Origin of the sequence: Thermotoga caldifontis AZM44c09 (genome assembly GCF_000828655.1) — a bacterium.
In the GTDB taxonomy this organism is placed as follows: Bacteria; Thermotogota; Thermotogae; order Thermotogales; family DSM-5069; genus Pseudothermotoga_A; species Pseudothermotoga_A caldifontis.
Window position 1 is genome coordinate 1,059,233 of sequence record NZ_AP014509.1, and the last position, 18,822, is coordinate 1,078,054.

The window sequence follows — 18,822 nt, forward strand, 5'->3', positions numbered from 1 at the left end:
CAGAAAAAGAAAAAGGCCCCTTTTTCGGGGCCTCAAGTTCGTCAGATTGTATGGAACCGATCTGGCTCGTATTTTCCTGAAAAGTTCATCGAGGTTCTAAATCTCATCGATGGGTCGCACGAAATTTCCTGTAGTAGTTCGGCGTTCGAAGTTTTGCACACCAGCTTTTGTCCTTCCAGGTCGCAATTTCTCATTTTGCAGACTTGCGATCCTTTGTCTTTATCATCGTTTGATCCTCGGTTCTCATCGATTCGATCCCGCAATCCAGCCAGTTCGGTCGACTTAGACCGAGGGCCAGTTACGAGCCGAACTCGCCAGGCAGATACTTTTCCTCAGGAGATCTCCCATACTATATATACGGAACCTGGGTATTTCCTTTTGGAAACAGAACTGTGAATTTTCATGAGTTCGAGCGAAACCAGGCAGCCGGGCGTGGGAATGGAATCCGATCAGTTCAGGACGCACCTTGAAAGCTTCACACACCGTAGGAAGGATCGCCACTTGCACGATCTCATCTTCCAGGGAAAACTTGACACCACCTGCTCCGTGTGCTAATATGATTAACGGCGTTGCGGGGTGGAGCAGCCAGGCAGCTCGTTGGGCTCATAACCCAAAGGTCGCAGGTTCAAATCCTGCCCCCGCTACCAGATTCGTCCAAGCCGGGCTCTGTGGCCCGGCTTTTGTTTTTGCGTACAGTCCGGTCGACAAGGCTGGCTCTTTGTTTTTCCATTGAGTCAAGGAGAAGCTGGAAGGTGTTTAACGCAAAAGGTGCCACATTCTTTGTATAGACTTCGTTCGTTGTAAGAGAGATAATGCTACGCACGGTAAACAAGCACAGGTTTGTGTCGAAAGAAGGAATGCTGACACGACTTGGAAAGAGATGTGGGAACATATTCAAGGAAATTTTCGAAGGCGCACGAACGGTGCTCGAGACGTGGCTTACTACTTCCAGAGCAGGGAAGAAAATTCCGATCGATGAAAATCAGCGGCTAAACTCGTTGAGTACTTTTCCCTTTGGTGGAAGAAAACTTTGGGATCAAAACACTTCTGCTATACGTGATGGGTGAACAATCGTTCGAAGTTTTCTGGAAAGCCGAAGTGTCAGCCGCGGTTTTTTTATTTTGACATTTGGTATTACAATGCATAGTAGGAGGTGTGAATATCCAGGTCTGGCTTGGGATTATCCCTCTTTTCATTATCGGCTCTGTTATTCTCATCTCCACATGTTCATATAAGCTCCGTGGTAATTTGTCTGATTTCAACCTTTTGGTGCGCCTTGAAAACCTCACGTATCGCTATAGGTAGTATAATATGAAAACCTCACACGGAGGTGAAAGTGTGAGAGAGCAGGAAGGAGAAGAAAAGAAACTTCAGAATCAGGAATTCGACACTGATATCTCACCTGAGTGGCAAAAGAAATTTCCTATCCGGGGACTTCTGATAGTCATTCTCATCCTTTTGTGTTCTGGTTCTCTTGTAACCAGCCTGTTAACTGTGTTCTTATTAAACCAGTTTCTTAGTAACGCTCAGATATTCTTCAAGCCATCAGCTCATAGTTCAATTATTCCTCGCCTCATCGAAGAAGCAGAAACCAGATTGTCCGAGAAAGACTATGAAACTGCTCATCTCATGATTCTAAACGCGTTAATACACTCTCTTAACAATTCTGAGCTTTTCGAGGAATACGAACGAATCCTCAACCTGGTCACCTCAAACGTTGAGAGTCCCCAAACCGTGCTCTGGATTTTGAACACTGGAGAAACTCTTATTATAAAAGCAATGTTTGAGAAGGATCCAGTACATTTCTCGAGCATCTATCAGATTTTGAAATTTATAAGAGACAAAAGATCGGAGTATCTCGAGAATCTAGTAGGGTACATCTGGAAACTCGAAAAAGGTGGAGAAATTGAACGGGTGAATCTCCTCACGAGGAGCTGCATGGACATTTTTGCATCTTCCAAAAAACTAGCAGAAAGCCTTATAGATTTATTCGTAAAAAGACTGGAGCATCTTTCGGAGTCAGAGGATCCTTTGCTTGGCCAAGCATATGATACTCTGGAGATAGCATTATCTCTTGAGGAAAAGCTTGCCTCAAGCATGATCGAGATTACCTCAATTAAAGAGAAAGTCAGCAGGATAAATGAACTAGTTGGTTACATTGAAAAGAGAGAACTAGAGAGAGAAAAAGCTTCGTTACTAGCCTCACCTGATATATGGAAATACAAAGATGAATCTGAGGAGGTATTATCAGCAAAGGTCCAGACTTTTGTAACAAAAGTCCAGGTGCTACTCAATAATCCTCTTATGGATGACAGTGAGAAAGAAAAAATTTACCAGACCATGTACAAAATTCAGAAGGACTATCAAACCATACTTGAGGAGAAGAAAGCTAAGAGTTTGAAATACTACAATCAATGGGCACTGGAGATCTTAAAAAAGTATAATCCTAACTGGAAAACATCACAAATAGTTGAATATGGAAGAGAATTGGGAAAGATTGATAGAAAGTACTTGTTTACGGAGGTTGATATGTACTATAACTACCTGCTCTCCAAAATCATTGAAAAACTCAAGGAAAAGGAGGACATCACTAAATTCGTAGACAACATGTTTCAGCAACACAAGCATTCACCATAGAGGAGGTGAAAAGTTATGAGGAAGACGTTTACCATTATTGTCTTCTTGATATCGAAACTTTCGTTCGGACTTTCTGGAATAGAACATACATATATGTCGAGAATGATCACAGATGTTTTGAAAGTTCCTGCCAAATATGAACAGTTGTTCGATTTTCATAGAGCCATAGATACTGTTCCAGGTTGCAGCGCACCCGGAGGATGGTTTCACAGAGAACAATGGGGACACGATGTGAGTAGTCTCGAGAGGCTACTGTTTGACAACAGATTCGATCTTTCTCCTTCCCAAAAGAAGATAGCGTGGGCTGTTCATATCCTTGAAGATTCAAATACCAAAATGGGAGTGTCACCTGAGTCGGTAATAAAAGCGAGAAGGATCCTAGCGGGGGAATATTTCAAGCTCTCTACTCTTAGAACTATAGAGTACACTGGAATGTTAAGTTTCTTTGATTTTATATATCAAGTAGCTGTGTTGGGTTCCAATGTAAAGACTGCTACAATAAGCACTTTGAAAAAATACGGCTTAACAGTTGGTGTTTCAATTAGTGTGAATTTCATCGCATCAAAAATCTATCCGTACGTATACTCTCAGTCTTCCAAATTTATGTCGTTTCTACCCTCAGGATTATTAGGGCCCCTTGTCTACTTGACAGTGGATATTGCTTTGAGGAGCATAGCGAGCGGATCTTTTCTGAAAGCGCTCCTTTCCCCGCAAACTCTTGCGAGCGCTTTCTTTACAGCATTGCTTTTTGTTCCCTATGGTCAAATCATAGCCCCAGTAGTTACAGCAGTCATTTGGATGTTCGATCTGTTCAAAACCGATAGTATCCAGGTTTTCAATGATACTTTTGACAAAAAGTACAACGAGTATCTTTTGAAACAAGCTGAAATGAGTGTGAGATAGATGAGAATTCCTCAGAAACCTGTCCAGGAACGATTTCAACCTATTTACGAGTATCGATGGAGCTTTTGCAAGTAGATTGGTTAGTTCACCACGTGCTATCCCATTCTTCGATTACGCTACACGCTTACCGGCTTCTTCGCTCCGTAATGGTTCCAAGAAAATACGATCTACTTCATCTTGAAACCTAACAGATCTATTGGTTCTATCTTTTTGCGCCATCGAAACTTGTTGGTTGTGAAGTTCCACGGTCTCCCTCTCAAGAACGAATCGTTCTTCCGTGAAACTCTCAAAGTTTCATTCCACCCTGCACAGAGTTTATTTGTACCCGTAAATCGCTGTCACTATTCCTCCAAAGTGTTCGTTCAGAGTTTCAATGATGCTTTAAATTCTCGCTCCCACCTCCTGAAAAGTGGGAGCCTCACTCCTCTCTTCATGTACGGCTTACGAGTATAAATCCAGAAAGCACATCCCATTTATGAGATTGGGAATAGAGTCAAGCGTTGTACTTGCCCCCACTGTTTTCGTCTGACAACTTTTTTCAATCGCAGTTTACCTTACTTATTCCATCACCGAACAGCCAGGTATGTACAGCGACAATGTGATCTTCGTGCGTTGCCTGTTAATCGGTGCGTGCTCATTAAAGCACCTGAATCCTTTTAAGCCACGCTTCGATATCCTTTTTGAGATCTTTCTTCCCACCCCCGTAGACGACGAAAGGCTGAAGTATCTCTGAGTTGGGACAGAGCCTTTTCAGATCTTCCAGCATGTTCTGTATGCCCCCACCACCGTGTGAAAAGAAAGGTGCGATCTTTTTATTGGACAGATCGTGCTGGGACAGGAAGGTGATGATGGGCACCGCGAGAGTGCCCCACCAGTTGGGTGAGCCCAGGAACAAGAGCTGGTACTTTCCGACATCGATCCTCGTTTTTATGGGCCGTCTGTAACCGGATCTGATCTCTTTTTTCGCTTCTTCAACCGTTTGTCTGTACGAACTTGGGTAAGCCTGTTCGGGTTCGAGCTCAACGATGTCACAACCGAGCAGTTCTTTGATGATCTGTGCGATCTTTCGCGTGTTACCGGACCAGCTGTAATAAACGATCAGTTTGTCCAGAAGGTCCACCTCCTCTCATCGCTTCGAGTGTTTCATGCTCCCAGCTCGCTGTGAACTTTCTCCATCAGTGATGGAATTTCAAGACCCTGTGGACACTTGCTGAGGCACTCACCACACTTTGTGCAGAAAGATGCCGCTATTTTCTGGCTCTGGAACCATCTGTAGATACCCTTTCCACCCTCGAAGTCTTCAAACATGATCGTTTCGTTGTAGACTCTGAAATTGCCAGGAATGTCCACCCCGTTCGGACACGGCATGCAGTAACCGCATTCTGTGCAGTTTATCACCGCGTAGGATTCCAGAGTTCTTTTCACCTCTTGGATCAGTTGAAGTTCATTTTCTGACAGATTTCCAACCGTCAGACGCTGTGCGATCTCGACGTTTTGGCGAACCTGTTCGAACGTGCTCATCCCGCTGAGGATGACTGTGACCTCTGGGAGATTTGCGAGCCATCTGAGGGCCCATTCGACGTCTGACCATCGCTGTGGATGTCTGTTCAAGATTTTTCTCGCTTTGTCCGGCAGTTTTGCCAGCTTGCCACCTTTGAGCGGTTCCATGATCACCACCGGTAGACCCTTCGATGCTGCGTATTTGAGTCCTCTGAGCCCCGCCTGGTAATCAACGTCCATGTAGTTCAGCTGAATCTGGCAGAAATCCCAGCCGTCATAACCGTCCACGATCTCTTTGAACACGGGATACTTATCGTGGAAGGAGAAACCAGCGAACCTGATTTTTCCCTGCGCTTTGGCTCGTTCGAAAAATTCGTAAAACTTCAACGATTTTATCTTCTCCCACCTTTGCCTGTTCAACGCGTGCATGAGGTACATGTCTATGTGGTCGGTTTGCAGTTTGTTCAACTGTTCATCGAGGTATCTGTCGAAATCTTCGGGCTTTTCCACCTGCCAGACTGGAGATTTTGTCGCGAGGAAAACTTTCTGTCTGTATCCATCCTTCAAAGCCTTCCCAACGACTATCTCACTCTTACCGCGGTGGTAAGGGTACGCGGTGTCGACGTAGTTGACACCGTTGTCGATCACGTAGCGGATCATTCTTATGGCTTCCTGCTCGTCGATCTGTGACTCGTCGTTGTTGAGCACAGGAAGTCTCATCGCACCGAAACCCAGAATCGAGCACTTGACTCCCGTTTTTCCAAAATCTCTGTACTGCACAAACATCCCTCCCTGCAAGGGTTTCATCTCGCACGTTTGATGACATAGAATTTCCAGTAGTTCTTGAGAAAGATCAGAAAGGGTAACGCTATGAGAATACCACCAAAGCTGAATAAATCTGCAAAGAGCAGGATCGTCAACAGGATTATAAACCAGTGGATTCTCAACGCACCGCTCTGAATTCTTGGAGCGAGGAACCACATTTCAAGCTGGTTGGCTGCCACGAGGATGACGGTACCGATCAGGAGCCCCAGCGGTCCGAAAGTCGTAAAGGAGAGCATCAGCAAAGGTATTGCAGATATTACTACGCCCAGGTAAGGGACAAAATCGGTTATGAAAGCGAGAACCCCGAGGAAGAACGCACTCGGGATTTTAAAGAAGAAAGCTCCAAAACCGATGAAGAGACCCACAAACATGGCGACAAGCACCTGACCGCCCACGAACCTTTCGAACTCCCTGTAAGTGATGCGCAAAAAGTTCTTACCATCCTGTGGGTCGTCGGGAAAAAGGTAAGAAACTCCTTCTTTGACCAGTTTCTTCAATGACGACACTATGAAGGATGTCACGATCACGAGCACCGCTGCTGTGATGAAGGAAGGAACGTAGCTGACGACGCGGTTCAAAAAACCTGCCGCACTCTGTGCAAAAGATGCGCTTAGACTGCTCAGCAAGGCTGAGACCCACGAAGGCATTTTGAGAGAGCCAATCTGCGTGACTGCCCTCTCTATCTGAGAGATCACTTTTCGAGCCTCTCTCAGCACCACGGGAAAGAAGTTGACTGCTGAATAGGCGATCAGCATGAAAATCACCACATTTGAAATCGTCCGTGAAAGCCAGCGAGGTCTCTTCACCACGATCGCGATGAATTTCGTGAGGTGGTCAACGATGATGGATAGATAGAGACCAACGATGAGTGCTGTCACGATGAACGGAGAAAGTTTCGCGACGACGAGAAAAATCACCAGATACATCAACGCAAAATGTTTGTTCTTCATGCACCTCAACCTCGGAAAATTACGCCATATTCGAAGAAAAACCCCCTCCACGGGGAGGGGCTTCAAAATCACATGCTCACAGAACGGATTCTGCGGCTATGGTGAGTGGATAGGTCGTCGGCGCGGATGTGAGCAGTGGGTGTGTTCCTATCTGCATCGTGAACAGATCGTTCGCCGTCACGCCTTTCTGGATTCCCAGGCTCAGTATGTTGACGATCTCTCCAATGCTTTTGCCACCGCACACCTGTGCGCCGAGCAGGATCTTGCTGTCCTGGGAGAATATGAGTTTCACGATGAGTTTGCTCGTGTCCGCGAACTTGGCAGGATGCCTGTCGAAGGATTCGGCTTTTCCAACCACGATCTCGAATCCTTCCTCCCGCGCGGTCCTCTCGGTTATACCGACGGAACCGAACGCTCTGCTACCGATAACGGTGGAGTACGCGTTCAGCGAACCTTTGTTCGTTCTGATCACCTTGAGGCCGTAAAGGTTGGATGCGGCGATCCTGGCGTCGAACACGGCCGCAGAGGCGAGCATGAGCCTGGAAGGTTTGCCGGTCAAAAAATCTCTGTGCTGGACACAATCGCCAGCCGCGAAGACGTCCACTTTCGATGTTCTCATGTATTCATCGGTCTCTATGAAGCCGTACTCTGTGATCTTCAAACTAAGCTTCCGCGCCAGGTCGCTGTTGGGTTTGTAACCGGTCGCGATTATGACGGCGTCCGCAGCGATCCTTTCACCGTTGTCGAGCGTCACGCCCTGCACGACTTTGGAACCGAAGATTTCAACGACCTTCGTGCTCGTGTACACCTTCACGTTTTCTGCCTCGATCTCCTTGCGTGCCAGCTCTCCGAAGTCGGGATCGAAAGAAACTGGCAGCAGGCAATCCATCATTTCAACGATCGCCACGTTCTTTCCAGAGCGTTTCAGCTCGTCTGCCACCTCAACTCCGATGAATCCTCCACCAATGATGACCACGTTTTTGCTGTTCTTCGTCTTTTCCAGTACCGTTCTCAGATAGTTGGCATCTTTCGAGACCGTGAACACGTTCTCGAGTTCCACACCGGGTATCTTTGGAACTGCGGGAACCGATCCAGTTGCGAGGATCAGTTTATCGTATTCGATTTCTGTTCCGTTTCCTGTGAAAATCTTTTTCTGGCTCACGTCACCGTCCACCACTTCGTCGATCAGCAGGTCTATTCCGGCCTTCTGGAACCTTTCCTCCACACCCATGTAGTTACTTTCCACACCGTTCAGCGTGTGGAAAACGTACGGAATTCCACACGGAACAAGCTCTTTCTGTATTTTCTTCACGACGAGTATCTTCTTGTCCTTGTAAAATTTCTTCGCGGTGAAGGCCGCAACCAGACCCGCAGGCCCTCCTCCAACGACCACGACGTCGTACCTCATGGGATCACCTCCGGCGAAGTTTTCAAAGTTACAATACAATTCTACATCGAAACTGGTCGAAATTCCAACTCGTATGGTCTGAATTTTTCTTTCAAAACAAAAGGGCGGGACCGCTGAGCCTCGCCCGGTACATCAAAGATGTGAATCACTCAGTCGAAACGATCACTGTGAAGGAGAAGGACTTTTCATTTCCGGCGAAATCTCTCAGCAGGATCTGAACCTGCGAATTGTTCAGAACGTCGATCTCTGCTGAAACGCTGTAGGTCGCACCGCTCTGAGTCCTGTTCCAGCTCGTGCCTGAATGAATCTTGTTTCCGTCAACGTACACCGCCGACTTGTCCCAGTCGATGTTTTCTTCCACCACGGTGAATTTGAGAACCTTGCTACCGGCGCTCTGTAGAGTCACGCTCGTTCCGTCTTCAGTGACAGAGATGTTGTCTATCTCAACGTTCGATATCTGTGGTTGTGTCCTGTCCAGAACGATCAGGATCGTCTTTTCACTGCTGTGACCGGCACGATCGATTGCGGTCAACTTTATCGTGTTCGAACCGTCGTTCAAGCCGACGTTGATGGTTCCGCTGATTGGACCGTCGGTGATCCTCGGCGCTCCGTTCACGTACACTGCCACCCCTGCGAAATTGGCATCGACCACGTTCCACGTCACTGTGGCCGACGTTTCTCTGGTGTAGTAAGTACCATTCACAAGCTGTAGATTAACACATTTGAACTCCACAATCCTCGGGGCGAGTGTATCAACATAAATTTGCTTGGTCAACTCTCCCCTGTTGCCAGCTTTGTCGTAAGCTTCGAATTTGAACGTGCAAGTGTCCTCATCACGGGATGGCGGCCTGTAAGACCAGCTCACGTTCGTTGCAGGTTGGTTTATGCTGAACTCTCTCTGGAACATATCGTTGACGTAGATCGCCAACGTTGCGACGCTCGTCAAGTTGTCGGATACGTTCAGATCAAACCTGACGCCAGTCTCGGAAGCTATTTCTGTAGGCTCCATACGGACACTGATCACGGGGGCAGACGTGTCGTGGTACAGTGTGCCGGAATAGTTCGCCGAGTTTCCGACCGTATCTCTCACGTACAGGGAGAAGCTCGCGAAGCTGTTGGCTGCCAGACCGTGGTCGAAGATGAACGTTCCGGGCTGTGGTCGGATCAGCCTGCCACCGAGTTCGAGGATCGCTTCGGCCACTCCGAATTCTTCTCTTATGGTCAGTTCCACCGTCGGCTGGTTCGTGTACACCTTTCCGCTGTCGCTCAGCAGGATGGGTGCCGTGTTGTCGAAGACGACGTCGGCAAAACATCGAACGTCGGTCAGCTGCGACGCGTTGTTCGCCCAATCGTACACCTTCAGGGCTATTCTGTGTGCTCCATCTGTGTGATTCGCGGTGTTCAGAGCGAAGATGTACTTCTGGCTGCCGTCCTGAACGGGTGACGACAGCGTGAGCTTTCTCACGCCATCGATGTACAGCTCGATCTTCTGAACATCGTGTGGCACGTCCGTGTTCTCAACGATTGCCTCGACCGGCAGGATAGATCTGTAAATTCGCTTTCCATCGAACGTTGGCGCATCTGGCAGTTCTATCCTCACGACCGGTTGGGTCTTGTTGTCTATCACCACGGACAGCTCACCCGTACCGGTCGCACCGCTCGTGGTCGTGGCCTTCGCCACGAGCCTCGCGATGCCATCGGTGTACGTCAGCAAGGGTACGTTCTCGAACGTCCAGCTGTTCGTCGCCAGATCGGACTTTTCCCCGATCTTCACAGAATTTCCTGACGCATCGATCAACCACAGCTCGACGCGGTGGATCGGTTCGGTGTTGTCAAGGAAGCTCACCCTGACATCCGTCACGCTCCTGACGATCTTTCTTCCTTCCGGGCCTATCCCGTAGTACTTACCTTCAGGTATGTCTACGCTCACGATGGGTGGTGTCAGGTCCTCAACCTCGATGTTCTGCTGCGCGATCAACGTGGAATTGTTGAACACGTCGAGTGCCTCGAGATTCACGTAGTACTCTCCTACGCGCGTAGGTGTGAACATCGGCACATCTTGGTTGCTTATGAAGATTTCTTTCACCAGATTTCCGGAAGTGTATTCGAACAGTTTCTTGACGATCTCGCTGTAATTTTTCTCGTTGGCCTCCTTGTCAACGACGATGACTCTGACTTCTTTCAATCCGGTATCGTCGCTCACTTTGAACTGCGTGTTGTTGTTCAGACTGCCACGGATCTGTACCAGCACGGGCGCGTTCATGTCGTACACTTGGGAGGATGGATAGATCTGGAAGGTTCTCAGGCCCTCGCTGCCGGGCTTATTTTCTTCATACGCGTAGATCGTGAAGTTCAGCCTCGTTTCGTTGTTGTCCAGATCTCTCACAACGATTCTGAACTGATTTTCAAATGGATTCAGACCTGTGATGGTGGTGTTCAGCTGTGACGAGCTGGACGTCGCGATGTCTTTATAAACGTCGTAATCTTTTCTCTGCAGCCTTATGCTGGCGACCTTTCTGTTGTCCTCGGCATACACAGTCACGTTAGCTGTCACGGTACCTGTGCTGGACGTGACGAGATCATAAACACCACCGTCGATGATGTCTTTCCCATCGAGTTTTGCGGTGGTTATCCTGGGTGGCTCGCTATCGATGACCGCAATGAAGCTCGTACCCCTGCCCTCTTCACCTTTGTCCGTTCTGGCTACGAAATCGATCGTGTAGTTTCCGGGCTCACTGAAGGTAGTTTTCGGGATCGTTGTTTCGTAGATGTTGTACGTCGAGGTGGTAGCCGATGGTGTGGGAATTCTGTATTCTTCACTTCTGTTGGCATAGCTGATCACGAACTTCGCATCTTTAGTCAGATAAACGCTCGTCCGCACCCTCACTTTAAGCTCGTAACCGCACTGGTGCAGCTGGCCCGGCAGCGGTTGTTCGAAAACAACGCCGAGATCCAGTATGTTCACAGTGGCGCTCGCGGACCCGGACAGGTTCACGTTGTTTTTGTAGTAGAAGTCGACCCTGTACTCTCCCGGTTGCTTCACCCTCCAGTTCGCGCTGAAGCTGTACACGGGTCCGCTTCCAGATGGTGCCACCGCTATCGTCTCGTCCACGGGTCCTTTCACATCGAAGTAAGCCTGCACTGGCTCGTTCGTGTCGATCACCTGTGCGTTGAGAGAAAGGCTCATGTTCGGAGCGAACGGAGTCCTGAATCCATCCTCTGGTTGTAGAATTCGTACGATCGGTCTTTCCGTCGTGACAAAGACGCTGCCGGTGGCCTCAGCAGTGAACCCTTCCACGTCGACGACGACCACTGTGATTTCGTGTTCGCCGAGCACCGTAGCGAGCCATTCCCACTCGAAAACGTTGACTTTGGGAGGAACAGAGTCCCTCTTGACGCCATCCACAAAGAAATCGCATCTGCTCAATCCAAGATCATCCTCGGCCACGATCTTGAAGCGCACGCGTTCTCCCTGAGCGAGAGTCGAAGGTGCGTAGGAAAATTCCTTTATCCTCGGGGCTTTGACGATGTACGCTTCATCGACCGGGAACTGACCTTTCTGTGTGGAACTGTTGTTTCGCGTGTCGTAAGCGGTTACAAAAACTTCGTAAATCCCTTTTTTGGTGAAGGTTTCGGTCAGCGTGAAAACGCCGCCACCTATCGGTGAGGCTTTCAAGGGACCTTTCGATTCGGGACCGGAGAACGTCATCTCGACACGATCGACCTGCACGTTGTCGGTCACGAACACGTAGAACGTGTATGCCTGGTTGATCGGCACGCCGTAAGGTGGTGTGAAATAGATCGTCGGTGGTTCTTTATCCTCAACCCCTACGTTGATCGTGTAGTAAGCTTCACTCCATTCGCTGGCATCATCGATCGCGACGGCCCTTATCCTGTGTATGCCTTTCACCGCAGTCCATTCGTGTTCGTACGGGGGCTGGTTGAACGTCCTCACGGGAACGTTATCTATATAAAGGATCACCTGCTTCACCGCGGAATCATCGCTGGCCTGGATGGTTATTTTGACTTTCTCGTTCTCTATGGGCGCAGGTTTGTCTACCTGAATGGACACGGAGGGTGGAAGGTTCAAGCCGATCTCTATGGTTCCCGTTCTGCTCGTGTGGTTGTTCCTCGAGTCGTAAGCGGTCACTGTGAAGGTGTATGGGTTCGTGGTTCCCACGTTACGGGTCAGATTCCACGTCACGCTCGTCGATGGCTCGCTCGGAACGAACTGGACTTCTCTTCCATCGTTGAAAACGATGCGTGCGACACCGCTCACATCGCTCGCCACGATTGTTATGCTCACGACACTGCCTGGTCTGACCTTTTTCGGAAGATCCGGGAAGCTTATCTCTGGTCCGGTCGTGTCACCCGCGATCGAAACGTTCAGAGTCAGCCTGGCCGTGTTCGAATTTCCCTCGTTGTCGACGGCGTAAGCTTCCAGTGTGTACGTACCGGCCTGTGCCTGAAAGGTGTGCCTGTTGTTCACGAGCTGCACCTCTTTGTTGTTCACCCTGAGACCGACACGCATGATGCCGCTCTCTCTGTCCTCGGCGTTCACAAAAACCGTCACAGTTTCGCCAGGCAGGGGGCTGGTTGGCGATGTGACGATCGTGACACCCGGTGCGGTCAGATCGACGGTTCTGAACTGACCTATCACCCTGCTGGAGACGTTGCCGGCCCGGTCGTGGACCACCACGCGGAGCGTGAACGATCCGTACGGGGCCGGGAAGGAGATCTGGCCAGGCTGAGAGGTTCTGTAGATGAGCCTGTCGTTGGCGTAAATTTCCACTCTATCGATACCGCTCTCATCGGAGGCAGAAACGTTCAGAACGAAACTTTCGTTGGCCACGTTCGCCAGTTTCAGAACCGAAACGTCGAGTTTGGGTGGATTTTTGTCGAGCATAGCACAAGAAACGAGTGTCAGCAATGTGAGAACGAGGATCAACCTGATGAACTTCATCATCTCACCTCGAGCAAGAACGACAGGTTCTGGAGTGTGTTTTCGTAGATGTCGCTCACACCTGTCGGGATCAGGTAGAACCTGCCGTTCGTCAGAGAAATCGCTCCAACGTAGTCAGCTCGCTTCAGATCGTCCGAAACGCTTTCCTGAACGAGTACAACCTGACCAACAGGGTTGATCGCCGGGAACGGACTCGAAGAGATGAGAACCATGATCGTGTTGTTCCGTTTGACAGCCGTGTCATCGCTGATCGACATCCTCACACCGTAATAACCCGGAGAGATGACGGTGTACGCATCGGTCCTGAGCCGCGCGTCTCCTATCACGAAGCTGTCGATTCTCGGTGGACGATCGTCTTGAACGTCGATCTGAATCGCATCGAGCCCGACCCTGCCGTCTTCCGTCTCGATCATAACGCTCAGGACGTGCCTGCCAGAGGAGGCGATCCAGTAGTATTTGTCGGCCCTCCCATCGGACACCACGTTCCCGTCGACACTGAAGACGATCCTTTTGACGTTGTATTCGTTCGTGGAGGCTTGGAGTTCGACGAGTTCGCCCGGGCTCGGATTCGTGGAGCTGATCTTCAACTCGACGCTCGCCGGCCCGGTTCCCACCGCGAAAACAGTTCCAGCGATGCTCAACTTGTTTCTCCCATCCATCACACTCACCACGACAGAATGTAGATTCGGCGCGTTGAACTCACCCAGACTGACAGGGATCTCTATGGAACGCGTTTTTGAAAATTCTTTTTTGAACTTCTCGACACCGTCCAGCTCCACAATCACCGAGCGTAGCTCCGTGTCGTCTCTCGCCTTCACGTTGAGCACAACGTTCTCACCGACCGAGAAAACGTTCTTGACGAACGACAGTTCCAGCGTAGGCTCGCTGTTATCAACCGAGTAGATTGTAATGACCGTGGAAGTCGAAGCCCTCGCGAAATCGCTGCTCGAAATGACCGCATTGATTGGATATTCACCCTGAGAGAGCCTCGGCAGTTCTATCACTATGGGTTGAACTGTGGTCTGAACCGACCTGGTTTCGTTGCCCACAGTGACTGCTGTCTTAACGATCCTGCTCTCTTTCTCCTCAACTTCGATGGAAAGATAGCTGGTCGAATCCTCTTCTGGAAAACCTGGAACAACGCGCAAAGATTTTATGATCGGAGGAGTGTTGTCCAGAACGTTCACCACGTGCTGAGTTCTTCCTTCCTGACCGAAGATGTTCCTCACGTATCCTTCCACAATGTAACTTTTTGCTTCGGTCGGAAACCAGGCGTACTGCAGAGGAACCGTGTCACTGCTGCACACCGTCACACCGTCTATCGAGATGCTCGTCAGCGTCACGCCTATATTCAAAGGACTGGTTAAAACGATGGTCACGGTGCTGTATGGTGTCGGTGTGGGAGGATCGACGGCCAATGTCACAGCGAGATCGCTGCTCGGCTTTTGACAGCTGTTTACAAGCAAAACGATCGCGACAAAGATTGGCAGAAGTATGTGTAGCCTTTTCAAACTATCATCCTCCGCTATATATTTCATCGCTCAGCACAGCGTTCCCTTTAGGAAATTGTAGCAGTCACGTGTTCAGGAAGAAACTCACCCTGGAACATGCATGTTGGTTTTGAAGCCGTCGGATCGAGTCTAATCGTTTTCTAATCGATCGCGGACCATAATCTACTTAACTGAGCCCACATCCGGGGGGATACGGCATGAAAGAAAGATTCAGTTCGATGGTCTGGTTTCTGCTGGTTTTCTGCTTGTTCTCACCTTCGTGTTTTCTGGCAAGGCAGTCGAGCTGGCAGAGAACGTTCGGTGGTCCCGGCATCGATTACGCCCGAGACGTCGTTGTGGACGAGGACGGTAGTTTCCTGATCGTCGGTGGTACATCCTCGTACGGTGCGGGTAAGTTCGACGTGCTCCTGTTGAAGGTGAACCAGAACGGTGAAGTCATTTTCTACGCTACGTTCGGCGGTCGTGAGGATGACTGGGCAGTGTCGATCGCAAAAACGAGTGATGGTTTCATAATCGCAGGTTCAACGAGATCCTTCGGTGCGGGTGGCAGTGACATCTACGTCGTGAAGGTCGATAAGAAAGGCAACAGGATCTGGGAGAAGACTTTTGGTGGTACCGGGGATGAATTCGCGTACGCAGTTGTGGCTGTGGAAAATGGGTTCATCGTGGCTGGGAGCACGAAGTCGATACCTGGAAAGGATCGTCAGGCTTATCTGATCAGACTGGATTCACAGGGCAACGTGCTCTGGCAGAAAGACTACGGTGGTGAGAAGGAAGAATCGTTTTTCTCGATAACACCAACTTCCGATGGTTTTCTCGCTGTGGGTCAATCGGGCACGCCAGGGCACATAGACAGCTCGGGTGAATGGGTTGCGGAATACGACGCTTACGTTGTGAAGATGGACAGAAACGGTCAGATCCTGAGAGAAGAGTTCCCGGGAGGACCCTACGAGGACGGACTGTACAGGGTCGTGCGAACAAAAGATGGTGGTTACATCGCCGTTGGCTGGAGCGAATCGGCGAACGTGATCCGGGGCTACTACGTTGTGAAGTTTTCGAAGGATGCCAGCGTCCTGTGGAAGAAGGTTATCGAAACACCCATGCCGCACACCGGCAGAGCCATCGTTGAAACTTCCAACGGTTATTTCATCGTTGGCTCAGGGATACCTCTCGATTCTCCGGTGGACGACGTGTTCCTCGTGAAGATCGACTCGAAAGGCGAGCTGGTCGAGGTGAAAAGATACGGCGGAGACAGGCTCGACACAGCCTTCTCTGCTCAGGCTGTGAAAGATGGATTCGTGATAGTTGGAGACACGGCTTCGTTCGGCACCGGCACCGACGTCTACATCCTTAAGACCGACATGAACGGAGACGTTTCTCAATGAACTGAAACAACTGGACCGAACTGAACCTGCACGAAAGCGTTTCTGCTTCGATTCGCTGGACTATAATCACACTGGGTGATCGGTGTGAGGATGATCTTCCTTGGAACTTCGGCCGCGGTGGCCAGTGCGGAAAGGGACAACACCGCGATCCTGTGCGACGATGTCCTCATCGATTGTCCCGGAAACGTTTTTGGCAAGATGCTCAAAGCTGGTTACGATCCGTTGAAGCTTCAAGCCGTCATCATCACACACCGGCACGTGGATCACTCTTACGGTTTGCCTTCCCTTCTGGAAATGCTCAGACTTTCTGGAAAGAAAGAGACACTCAGGCTGTACATCAACGAAGATTTCTATTTCGAAGCGAAACAGATTTTGAACGCGTACGGGCTCTTCAGAGAAGATTTCCCCGTGGAAGTCGTGTCCATCAGAGGTTCGGATGCGTTTTTCATAGACGGTCTCAAGATAGAGACATTCCACGTGAGGCATTCTGTTCCGAACTTCGGTCTGAAGATTTCAGATTCGAAGGCCGTAGTTGTGTACAGCAGTGACACGGAGCCTTGCGAAGAAGTCATAGAGCGGGCGAGAAATGCGGATGTGCTCATCCACGAAGCCACCTGCGCCGAATTCGTTACGGGAAGGAAAGAAGGGCACAGCTGTGTCGAAGACGCTGCAAGGATCGCTAAAGAAGCCAGGGTGAAGGTTCTCTGTCTGGTCCACCTCGGGTCGGAGCTGGAAAACCGTATCGACGAATTGAAGCAAAAAGCTGAGGGAATTTTCGATGGCAGAGTCGTAATCCCGCAGGATTTAGACCGGCTCGTGGTTTGAACCATGGTGAAGTTCTCAAGACTGTTGCTGCTCGGTTTTGGGTTTTTCGGGATCAACACGATCTGGCCCCTGTACAACGCGTACGTTCCAATATTCCTGAAATCGTTTGGCCTCTCTTCCTTCGTAGTGGGCGTGTACATGACGATCGACAACATCTTCGCCCTCGTCCTCTCACCCTACGTGGGTGCGTTGAGCGACCAGACGGTGACGAGACTGGGTAAAAGGAAACCTTACATACTGATCGGGGCACCGATGGCATCGGTGTTTTTCCTGCTCGTACCGATCTTCTGGTTGAGACACGATTTTCTCGCGATAACTTTCAGCATCGTAATGATGAATCTGTCGACGGCACTGTTCAGATCTCCCCTGATCGCCCTCATGCCCGACATAACACCCGCGGAGTACAGGAGCCAGGCGAACGGGATCATCAACTTCATGGGCGGTCTGGGAGCGATGCTGGCCTATCTGGCCGGAAGGTTCCTGTACGAGATCTCACCGACTGGACCGTTCTTCGCCGGATCGATCCTGCTCGTGGTTTCGAATCTCCTCGTGGTTCTCTTCATAAAAGAACCCCTTCTTTCGAAGACGAAGGGTAGACCATCGATCGCAGAGATCTTCAAAAGAAGTCACAGAGAACTGCTCGAGAATTTGAAGGAACTGATCGTGTCGAAAGAGAAAAGTCTCTTCTTCATGCTCCTGTCGATCTTCCTATGGTTCACAGGTTTCAACGCGCTGGAAACGTTTTTCACAAGTTATGCGAAGTTCTATCTGGATTTACCGGAACACATCGCCACCGGTATGCTCGGCGTGCTCTCGCTGGCCTTCATGCTCTTTTCCGTTCCGGCCGGATACATCGGTGCGAAGTTCGGTAGAAGAAGATCCATCGTCCTCGGTCTTTCCACCACGGCCGTGTGCCTGCTCACAGGAACCGTGCTGGCTTCCCAGATCAAGGGTGAGGCCATCGTCAAGCCTTTCTTGGTTTTGTTCGTGATCGGCGGGACTGGGTGGGCACTGACGAACGTCAATTCGCTACCCATCGTTCTGGACATGGCACCGAAGGATAAGCTCGGTGGTTACACCGGACTGTACTATTTTTCCTCGATGCTCGCGAACATAGTCTCTCCACCGCTGACGGGTTTGGCGATGGACCTGCTCGGCTACAGAATACTCTTCGTGTTCGCGGCGAGTTTTGTGATAGTTTCCTCGATCACCGTGAGCTTCGTCAAGCGCGGAGTCAGCGCGGAGAAAGTCTGAAAAGTGACAGTCCAGAAGGCCGCTTTGCGTACCTGAGGACGATGTCGAGCAGTCTCAGATTTATTTGTTCACCCCGTTCCATCTCGAAAAGATCTCTCGGCTCGCCACTGATGTCCACACCGACCACTGTGAAGTTTTCACACAAAAATTCGACCGCTTCGAAGAGTTCATCCAGCGTCATCGTACCCTGGTCCCAGCCGAGTTTCAGAAAACGATCCGAGAGGACGTCTTTGTCTATGCTCAGATAGATCGGATGTTCAAAATGCCTCGGCAGCTGATCCATCTTTCTTACGATGTGGACCGCCTCGAGATTTTCCAGTCTCTTCGCCTTTCTGATCCAGTTGTCACACGTGATCAGTGGAGAGGTTTTTTTCATGTCGTCTCTGTGATTGTCGAGGACGACGAGTTCGAAGTTCGTATCGATTTGAGTAAGGAAGATGTAGGAAAAATGATGGTACGCGGAATCGCCAAGAAAGCTAATGAAGGCTCGGCACTTCATGTTCTCAGCCACACGTTCCAGCGTGGACTCGTCGCACATGTACTTGACCGACTTGAGATGCCTCAGATCTATGTGAGTCGCCTTCTGGAGGAGCTCGGGTTGGAAGAAGTAGACCCCTTCAAAATCGAGCAGAACCACGTCCCCGCGCGGCATGGTGGGATA

The 18,822-nt window shown here is 49.9% G+C and carries 12 protein-coding genes and 1 tRNA gene; 6 read left to right on the plus strand and 7 right to left on the minus strand.

Annotation, left to right across the window (positions count from 1 at the left end):
* The first annotated feature begins 570 nt into the window (after window positions 1-570).
* The 3 genes from TSP01S_RS05325 (at window position 571) to TSP01S_RS05340 (ending at window position 3,540) form a co-directional block, all read left to right on the plus strand.
* Window positions 571-647, plus strand: a tRNA-Met gene (locus tag TSP01S_RS05325).
* A gap of 691 nt (window positions 648-1,338) precedes the next feature.
* Window positions 1,339-2,637 (plus strand): hypothetical protein, encoded by a 1,299-nt coding sequence (locus TSP01S_RS05335; protein WP_041077108.1) that lies wholly within the window; start codon window positions 1,339-1,341, stop codon window positions 2,635-2,637.
* Window positions 2,638-2,652: 15 nt separating this feature from the next.
* Window positions 2,653-3,540 (plus strand): hypothetical protein, encoded by an 888-nt coding sequence (locus TSP01S_RS05340; RefSeq protein ID WP_041077110.1) that lies wholly within the window; start codon window positions 2,653-2,655, stop codon window positions 3,538-3,540.
* Between the two features lie 637 nt (window positions 3,541-4,177).
* On the opposite strand, the gene TSP01S_RS05345 is transcribed toward TSP01S_RS05340, so the two are convergent.
* The 6 genes from TSP01S_RS05345 to TSP01S_RS05370 all read right to left on the minus strand — a co-directional run bounded on the left by TSP01S_RS05345 (window position 4,178) and on the right by TSP01S_RS05370 (window position 14,697).
* Entirely contained in the window at window positions 4,178-4,660 is a 483-nt protein-coding gene (locus tag TSP01S_RS05345) for a flavodoxin family protein (protein ID WP_231848521.1), read from the minus strand.
* A gap of 23 nt (window positions 4,661-4,683) precedes the next feature.
* On the minus strand, window positions 4,684-5,820 hold the full coding sequence (locus TSP01S_RS05350; RefSeq protein WP_041077112.1) for an aldo/keto reductase: 1,137 nt from the start codon (window positions 5,818-5,820) through the stop codon (window positions 4,684-4,686).
* Between the two features lie 23 nt (window positions 5,821-5,843).
* Entirely contained in the window at window positions 5,844-6,815 is a 972-nt protein-coding gene (locus TSP01S_RS05355; protein ID WP_041077114.1) for an AI-2E family transporter, read from the minus strand.
* A gap of 76 nt (window positions 6,816-6,891) precedes the next feature.
* Window positions 6,892-8,223, minus strand: a complete 1,332-nt coding sequence (locus TSP01S_RS05360) for an FAD-dependent oxidoreductase (RefSeq protein WP_041077116.1) — start codon at window positions 8,221-8,223, stop codon at window positions 6,892-6,894.
* 145 nt (window positions 8,224-8,368) lie between these two features.
* Window positions 8,369-13,186, minus strand: a complete 4,818-nt coding sequence (locus TSP01S_RS05365) for an Ig-like domain-containing protein (RefSeq protein WP_041077118.1) — start codon at window positions 13,184-13,186, stop codon at window positions 8,369-8,371.
* Window positions 13,186-14,697, minus strand: coding sequence for a hypothetical protein (locus TSP01S_RS05370; RefSeq protein ID WP_041077120.1), 1,512 nt, complete (start codon window positions 14,695-14,697; stop codon window positions 13,186-13,188). Before TSP01S_RS05370 ends, TSP01S_RS05365 begins: the two co-directional genes overlap by 1 nt.
* 197 nt (window positions 14,698-14,894) lie before the next feature.
* Here TSP01S_RS05370 and TSP01S_RS05375 point away from each other — a divergent pair, with 197 nt between their 5' ends.
* From TSP01S_RS05375 to TSP01S_RS05385, 3 genes are all read left to right on the plus strand, one after another.
* The gene (locus tag TSP01S_RS05375) at window positions 14,895-16,082 is read left to right on the plus strand and encodes a hypothetical protein (protein ID WP_041077122.1); all 1,188 of its coding nucleotides are present in this window, start codon (window positions 14,895-14,897) and stop codon (window positions 16,080-16,082) included.
* Between the two features lie 90 nt (window positions 16,083-16,172).
* On the plus strand, window positions 16,173-16,907 hold the full coding sequence (locus tag TSP01S_RS05380) for an MBL fold metallo-hydrolase (RefSeq protein WP_231848623.1): 735 nt from the start codon (window positions 16,173-16,175) through the stop codon (window positions 16,905-16,907).
* 3 nt (window positions 16,908-16,910) lie between these two features.
* The gene (locus TSP01S_RS05385; protein ID WP_041077124.1) at window positions 16,911-18,161 is read left to right on the plus strand and encodes an MFS transporter; all 1,251 of its coding nucleotides are present in this window, start codon (window positions 16,911-16,913) and stop codon (window positions 18,159-18,161) included.
* Here the strand turns inward: TSP01S_RS05385 and TSP01S_RS05390 are convergent.
* On the minus strand, window positions 18,142-18,813 hold the full coding sequence (locus TSP01S_RS05390) for a hypothetical protein (RefSeq protein ID WP_041077125.1): 672 nt from the start codon (window positions 18,811-18,813) through the stop codon (window positions 18,142-18,144). The two genes, TSP01S_RS05385 and TSP01S_RS05390, sit on opposite strands and share 20 nt — an antisense overlap.
* Between the last annotated feature and the right edge of the window lie 9 nt (window positions 18,814-18,822).

Bases quoted from the DNA above. Each gene is read 5' to 3' on its own strand.
- TSP01S_RS05340 (WP_041077110.1), top strand. From the start codon at position 2,653: ATGAGGAAGACGTTTACCATTATTGTCTTCTTGATATCGAAACTTTCG.
- TSP01S_RS05380 (WP_231848623.1), top strand. From the start codon at position 16,173: ATGATCTTCCTTGGAACTTCGGCCGCGGTGGCCAGTGCGGAAAGGGAC.
- TSP01S_RS05355 (WP_041077114.1), bottom strand. From the start codon at position 6,815: ATGAAGAACAAACATTTTGCGTTGATGTATCTGGTGATTTTTCTCGTC.
- TSP01S_RS05375 (WP_041077122.1), top strand. From the start codon at position 14,895: ATGAAAGAAAGATTCAGTTCGATGGTCTGGTTTCTGCTGGTTTTCTGC.
- TSP01S_RS05385 (WP_041077124.1), top strand. From the start codon at position 16,911: ATGGTGAAGTTCTCAAGACTGTTGCTGCTCGGTTTTGGGTTTTTCGGG.
- TSP01S_RS05390 (WP_041077125.1), bottom strand. From the start codon at position 18,813: ATGCCGCGCGGGGACGTGGTTCTGCTCGATTTTGAAGGGGTCTACTTC.
- TSP01S_RS05365 (WP_041077118.1), bottom strand. From the start codon at position 13,186: ATGAAGTTCATCAGGTTGATCCTCGTTCTCACATTGCTGACACTCGTT.
- TSP01S_RS05360 (WP_041077116.1), bottom strand. From the start codon at position 8,223: ATGAGGTACGACGTCGTGGTCGTTGGAGGAGGGCCTGCGGGTCTGGTT.